5 protein-coding genes and 1 pseudogene are annotated in these 6,197 nt (G+C 66.3%); 1 reads left to right on the plus strand and 5 read right to left on the minus strand.

Annotated elements, in window-relative coordinates; translation table 11 throughout:
- Window positions 1-113: 113 nt before the first annotated feature.
- Together oxc and ACSVC7_RS20710 are read right to left on the minus strand one after the other, a co-directional pair.
- Window positions 114-1,862, minus strand: a complete 1,749-nt coding sequence (oxc, locus tag ACSVC7_RS20705) for an oxalyl-CoA decarboxylase (protein ID WP_448206283.1) — start codon at window positions 1,860-1,862, stop codon at window positions 114-116.
- A 62-nt stretch (window positions 1,863-1,924) separates the two neighbouring features.
- Window positions 1,925-2,614, minus strand: coding sequence for a GntR family transcriptional regulator (locus ACSVC7_RS20710; RefSeq protein WP_483508577.1), 690 nt, complete (start codon window positions 2,612-2,614; stop codon window positions 1,925-1,927).
- 446 nt (window positions 2,615-3,060) lie between these two features.
- On the opposite strand from ACSVC7_RS20710, the gene ACSVC7_RS20715 reads away from it, so the two are divergent.
- Entirely contained in the window at window positions 3,061-3,765 is a 705-nt protein-coding gene (locus ACSVC7_RS20715; protein ID WP_448206280.1) for a CBS domain-containing protein, read from the plus strand.
- Window positions 3,766-3,973: 208 nt separating this feature from the next.
- Here ACSVC7_RS20715 and ACSVC7_RS20720 read toward each other — a convergent pair whose 3' ends face one another.
- The 3 genes and pseudogenes from ACSVC7_RS20720 to ACSVC7_RS20730 all read right to left on the minus strand — a co-directional run.
- A complete protein-coding gene (locus ACSVC7_RS20720; RefSeq protein WP_483508579.1) occupies window positions 3,974-5,365 on the minus strand; it encodes an NAD(P)(+) transhydrogenase (Re/Si-specific) subunit beta in 1,392 nt (463 codons plus the stop codon).
- A gap of 1 nt (window position 5,366) precedes the next feature.
- Window positions 5,367-5,810 carry an NAD(P) transhydrogenase subunit alpha part 2 gene (locus ACSVC7_RS20725; RefSeq protein ID WP_483508581.1) on the minus strand — a complete coding sequence of 148 codons (444 nt, stop codon included), beginning with the start codon at window positions 5,808-5,810 and terminating at the stop codon, window positions 5,367-5,369.
- Between the two features lie 13 nt (window positions 5,811-5,823).
- Window positions 5,824-6,197, minus strand: a pseudogene (locus ACSVC7_RS20730) (NAD(P)(+) transhydrogenase (Re/Si-specific) subunit alpha); the annotation flags it as partial.

Here is a 6,197-nt window from a genome sequence, read left to right on the forward strand (position 1 = left end):
GTGCTGTCACCGCAATTTTTTCCGGGTGGGCGGCCCGTTCACCCGGAACGGGCCGCCCTTTCTTTCCTGTCCGGAAGACCGCTCTTTTCTTGGATGCTGTTGCTCGGACGGGATTACTCGGCCGCCTTCTTGCGGACCGCGCTCTGCGGGTTGAGGCTGCCGATGTTTCCGCTCTCGGTGCCGGCCGCCGGGTCGATGGCGGCGTTGATGAGGGTCGGCTTGCCGGAGTCCATCGCCTCGCTGACGGCGCGGTACAACTCGTCCGGGTTCGTCACGTGGACGCCGACGCCGCCGAAGGCTTCCATCATCTTGTCGTAGCGGGAGCCCGGCACGAACACCATCGGCGAGGGATCGGCGCCACCGGTGGGGTTGACGTCGGTGCCCTTGTAGATGCCGTTGTTGTTGAAGATGACGATGGTGACCGGCAGCTTGTACCGGCAGATGGTCTCCACCTCCATGCCGGAGAAGCCGAAGGCGCTGTCGCCCTCGACCGCCAGCACCGGCTTGCCGCTCTCCACGGCCGCGGCGACGGCGTAGCCCATGCCGATGCCCATCACGCCCCAGGTGCCGACGTCCAGGCGCTTGCGCGGCTGGTACATGTCGATGATGCCGCGGGCGAGGTCGAGGGTGTTGGCGCCCTCGTTGACCAGCATGGCGTCGGGCCGCTCCTTGATGACGCGGCGGAGCGCACCGAGAGCGCCGTGGAAGTCCATGGGCACCGAATTCTTCATCAGCTTCGGCGCCATCTTGGCGATGTTGGCTTCCTTGCGGGCGTTGACGCCGTTGACCCAGTCGGCCGGCGGGGCCTGCCACTTGCCGTCGATCCCCGCCAGCAGGGCCGACAGGCAGGAGCCGATGTCGCCGACGAGCGGCGCGGTGATCGCGACGTTGCTGTCGATCTCCTTCGGCTCGATGTCGATCTGGATGAACGTCTTGGAGCCGGGCTCGCCCCAGGTCTTGCCCTTGCCGTGCGACAGCAGCCAGTTCAGCCGGGCGCCGACCAGGACCACCACGTCGGCGTCCTTCAGCACCATGGACCGCGCCGCACCGGCCGACTGCGGGTGGGTGTCGGGCAGCAGGCCCTTTGCCATGCTCATCTGCAGGAAGGGGATGCCGCTCTTTTCGACGAAGGCGCGGACCTCCTCGTCGGCCTGGGCGTAGGCGGCCCCCTTGCCGAGGATGATCAGCGGCCGCTTGGCGCCCTTCAGCAGGTCGAGCGCGCGGCCGACGGCCGCCGGGGACGGGAACTGGGCCGGGGCCGGATCGACGACCTTGACGAGCGACTTGCGCCCCTCCTCCGCGTCCATCACCTGGGCGAACAGCTTCGCCGGCAGGTCGAGATAGACGCCGCCCGGACGGCCGGAACAGGCCGCGCGGATCGCGCGGGCCACGGCGATGCCGATGTCCTGGGCGTGCAGCACGCGGAAGGCCGCCTTGCACAGCGGCTTGGCGATGGCCAGCTGGTCCATCTCCTCATAGTCGCCCTGCTGGAGGTCGACGATCTCGCGCTCCGACGAACCGCTGATGAGGATCATCGGGAAGCAGTTGGTCGTGGCGTTGGCCAGCGCGGTCAGGCCGTTGAGGAAGCCGGGGGCCGACACGGTCAGGCACACGCCGGGCTTCTTGGTCATGAAACCGGCGATGGCGGCGGCGTTGCCGGCGTTCTGTTCGTGCCGGAACGAAATGACGCGCATGCCTTCGCCCTGCGCCATGCGGAGCAGGTCCGAAATCGGAATGCCCGGCACGGCATACAGGTTCTCGATGCCGTTGAGCTTCAGCGCGTCGATGACGAGCTGGAAGCCGTCCGTCAGCGTCTGCCCCGCGTCGCCTTCGGTGGCGTCCGTGGCTTGATTCTTGGTCATTGTTGCAGCCGCACTTGACATAACGGTAAGTCCTCCCCGGGCTCCTGAAGTTTCTGGATTGGTCAGCCGAGAAAATCGCAGTGCTGTTCGACGTATCGCGCAAGTCCGAGCGTGTGTTCGCGCACCCGGCTTTCGGCGAGGTCGGCGTCTCTGTTCATCAGCGCTTCGATGATTTCGCGGTGCTCGACGATGGATTTTTCGGCACGACCGCCGCGGCGCATGGTGACGCGGCGGATGGCCCGCATGTGGATGAAGAAACGGTCGGTCAGGTCGGCGATCAGCGTGCAGCCGGACGCCTGGATGATCGACTGGTGGAAGAGGATGTTGGCGTCGGAATATTCGAGAACGTGGTCGGCCAGTTCCCCTTCGCCGAACCGGTCGAAGGCGGCGTTCAGCTCCTTCATCTTCCGGTCGTTGGCGCGTTCGACGAACAGGCGCGCGGCCATGCCTTCGAGGGCGGCGCAGACCGTGATCATCTCGATGATCTCGGCCTTGGTCTTGCGGACCACGAAGATCCCCCGGCGCGGCATGGAGCGGATGAAGCCTTCCTGCTCCAGCAGGGCCATGGCCTCGCGCACCGGCGTGCGGCTGACGCCCAGCGCCTCGCAGAGCTGGCGCTCGTCCAGGCGGATCTCGTTCGCCTCGCCGTAGATGTCCATCTGCGTGATGGCGTGGCGGAGCGCCTGGTAGGCCTTGGCCTTGAAGCTCATCCCCTGATCCAGGGGTTCCACGGAGAAACTCATTCGATTCATGGCGTTCCCGTCCCTGTGCTCCGCCGCACGCTTGTTCTGATTGCACCTGCCTTGACGGCTTGTCGGTTCGTTTGCGGGCTTGGATTGGTGATACGGTATACCAGATGCCAACTGGTCGCAAGCGAATATGTTAGCTTCGCAAACTGTTTCTCGAATGAACGAGAACGCAGGGTGGGGTGACGGCTTGTATCCTGTGTTTTCAACGCCTTAACGCGCTAGACAGCGGTTTTTTTGGCGTGCAGAGGCGCGCCCATGACTTCTGGCATGTGGGATCCCACAGCCGCATAGCTGGCATACGGAATTCATCAACACCGCACAGGCCACCACCGCAGCCGTCGTTTTATCCGCTCCGCGCATTGGTATACGGTACGCCACCCATCCTCGCGCCGGGCCGGAGTCGGTGTACACTGTGGCGATCAACGAGAACCGCAAACGGAGGAATCGCCATGAAAGCAGCGGACATCATGACCCGGCAGGTCATCACCATCGATCCGGACAGCACGGTCGCGGATGCCGCCAAGCGCATGCTGGAGAACCGCATCAGCGGTCTGCCGGTGTGCGACGCGTCCGGACGCCTGCTCGGCGTCATCAGCGAGGGGGACCTGCTGCGGCGGGCCGAGACGGGCACGGTGCGCCGCGCCTCCTGGTGGCTCGCCATGCTGGCCGGGGGAGCCCCGACGCAGGCCTCGGACTACGCCAAGTCGCACGGGCGGCGCGTGCATGACGTGATGAGCAGCAACGTGGTCTCGGTCAGCGAGGACGCGGCGCTCGACGAGGTCGTCCGCCTGATGGAGTCGAACCGCATCAAGCGCGTCCCCGTGCTGCGCGACGGCAAGCTGGTCGGCATCATCAGCCGGGCGAACCTGCTGCACGTGCTCGCCAGCATCGCCCCGGACGTGGCCCCGGCCGCCGAGGACGACCGCGTGCTGCGCGACCGCATCCTGGAGACGCTGCGCGCCCAGCCCTGGGCGCCGGAGATCAGCGACAACATCGTCGTGCGCGACGGCGTGGTCCATCTCTGGGGCACCGTCCGCACCGAGTCCCAGATGGACGCCCTGCGCGTCGCGGCGGAGAACACGCCCGGCGTCCGCAGGGTCGAGAACCACCTGTCGGTCCTCGATCACGTCGCGATCAGCGGAATGGGTTTCTGAGAAGAAAGGAGCGCTCTGCCCCCTCCCTCCCACTTCGTGGGTCCCTCCCTCCCCCGCCTTTGGCGGTGGAGGGAAGATCAATCCCCTCCACCGCGAAGCGGGGGAGGGTTAGGGAGGGGGCAGAGCGCCTGCCAGACCGGAACCCCACAAACGAAAACCCCTTCCCGGACGAACCGGGAAGGGGTTTTTTCGTGGGAACCGCCCCGCCCTACTCGGTGGCCTTCACGACTTCCTCGGTGACCTTCTTGGCGTCGCCGAAGAGCATCATGGTGTTGGGGCGGAAGAACAGCTCGTTCTCCACACCGGCATAGCCGGAGGCCATGGAGCGCTTGATGAAGAACACCGTCTTGGCTTTTTCCACGTCGAGGATGGGCATGCCGTAGATCGGGCTGGCCGGGTCGGTCTTAGCCGCCGGGTTGGTCACGTCGTTGGCGCCGATCACGAAGGCCACGTCGGCGGTGCCGAAGTCGCGGTTGATGTCCTCCAGCTCGAACACCTCGTCGTACGGCACGTTGGCCTCGGCCAGCAGCACGTTCATGTGCCCCGGCATGCGCCCAGCCACCGGGTGGATGGCGTACTTGACGTCCACGCCCTCCTTCTTCAGCAGGTCGGCCATCTCGCGCAGCGCGTGCTGCGCCTGCGCCACCGCCATGCCGTAGCCCGGCACGATGATCACCGACTGCGCGTTCTTCATGATGTAGGCCGCGTCCTCCGGCGAGCCGGCCTTCACCGTCCCGCGCTCAGCCCCGCCGCCGGCCGCCGCCGCCACGCTCTCCCCGCCGAAGCCGCCGAGGATCACGTTGAAGATCGAGCGGTTCATGCCCTTGCACATGATGTAGGACAGGATGGCGCCCGAGGAGCCGACCAGGGCGCCGGTGACGATCAGCAGGTTGTTCTGCAGCGTGAAGCCGATGCCCGCCGCCGCCCAGCCGGAGTAGCTGTTCAGCATCGAGATCACCACCGGCATGTCCGCCCCGCCGATCGGCAGGATCAGCAGGAAGCCCAGCGCCAGCGCCACCAGCACGATCAGCCACATGGCGGCCGCCGAGTTGGACTGCACCAGCCAGAGGATCAGCAGCACGGTCAGCACGCCGAGCGCGGCGTTCAGGTGATGCTGGTAGGGGAAGACCAGCGGCTTGCCCGAGACGAGGCCCTGGAGCTTGGCGAAGGCGACGACCGAGCCGGTGAAGGTGATGGCGCCGATGGCGGTGCCGAGCGCCATCTCGACCAGCGAGCCCTTGGCGATGGCCCCGGGCAGGCCGATGCCGTAGGCGGCCGGCGAGTAGAAGGCCGAGAGCGCCACGCACACCGCGGCCAGACCGACCAGCGAGTGGAAGGCGGCGACCAGCTGGGGCAGCGCGGTCATCTCGATCTTCTTGGCGATGAGGTAGCCGATGCCGCCGCCAATCGCGATGCCGAGCACGATCATCCAGTAGGACTGGACGATGGGCAGGGCCAGCGTGGTGACGATGGCGATGGTCATGCCGACCATGCCGTAGATGTTGCCCTGGCGCGAGGTCTCCGGGCTGCTCAGGCCGCGGAGCGCCATGATGAAGCAGACCGAGGCGACCAGATAGAGAAGGGCGGAGAGGCTTTCCATCTTACTTGCCCTTCTTCTTGAACATCGACAGCATGCGCTGGGTGACCAGGAAGCCGCCGAAGATGTTGACGCTGGCCAGGATGACGGCCAGGAAGCCCATCACCTTGGAAAAGCCGAATCCAGCCGGGCCGGCGGCGATCAGCGCGCCGACGATGATGACCGAGGACACCGCGTTGGTCACCGCCATCAGCGGCGAGTGCAGCGCCGGCGTCACCCGCCACACCACGTAATAGCCAACGAAGCAGGCCAGCACGAACACCGTCAGGCCGGTGATGAAGAAGCTGCCGTGGCTGGCGGCGTCAATCACGGGTCCGGGGATCGGCGGCATCGGCATGCCGTGCGTCAGCTGCGCGACCTGAAGATCGGCGGTACCCGTCTGGTTGGTCAGGGTGAGGAGGGAATGGCGGAACGCGGCCACCTGGCTCGCGGGATCGGGATGTTCCATGGGGCCCATCTCCTCAGGCCGGCTGTGCTTCGCGGATCGTGTCCGCGAAGGCGGGATGGACGATCTGCCCGTCGCGGGTGAGCGCGATGGCCTTGACGATCTCGTCGTCCCAGTTGAGGGCGATGCCGCCCCCTTGGACGGAAGAGTCCTTGTCGTGGAGCGACTGGAGCAGGGCCAGCAGGTTCTTGGCGTACAGCAACGAGGCGCTTTCGGCGATGCGGCTGGGGTAGTTGGCGTGGCCGACGATCTTCACGCCGTTGTCGGTCACCACGACCTTGCCGAGTTCGGAGCCCTCGACGTTGCCGCCCTGCTCCACCGCGAGGTCGATGATCACCGAACCCGGCTTCATCGACGCCACATGCTCGCGCGTCACCAGCACCGGGGCCT

The sequence above is a fragment of the Azospirillum mesophilum genome (assembly GCF_053470405.2).

What these genes read in the sequence shown, in the direction of transcription:
- ACSVC7_RS20720 (WP_483508579.1), bottom strand. Translation starts at nt 5,365, where the DNA reads ATGGAAAGCCTCTCCGCCCTTCTCTATCTGGTCGCCTCGGTCTGCTTC.
- oxc (WP_448206283.1), bottom strand. Translation starts at nt 1,862, where the DNA reads ATGACCAAGAATCAAGCCACGGACGCCACCGAAGGCGACGCGGGGCAG.
- ACSVC7_RS20710 (WP_483508577.1), bottom strand. Translation starts at nt 2,614, where the DNA reads ATGAATCGAATGAGTTTCTCCGTGGAACCCCTGGATCAGGGGATGAGC.
- ACSVC7_RS20715 (WP_448206280.1), top strand. Translation starts at nt 3,061, where the DNA reads ATGAAAGCAGCGGACATCATGACCCGGCAGGTCATCACCATCGATCCG.
- ACSVC7_RS20725 (WP_483508581.1), bottom strand. Translation starts at nt 5,810, where the DNA reads ATGGAACATCCCGATCCCGCGAGCCAGGTGGCCGCGTTCCGCCATTCC.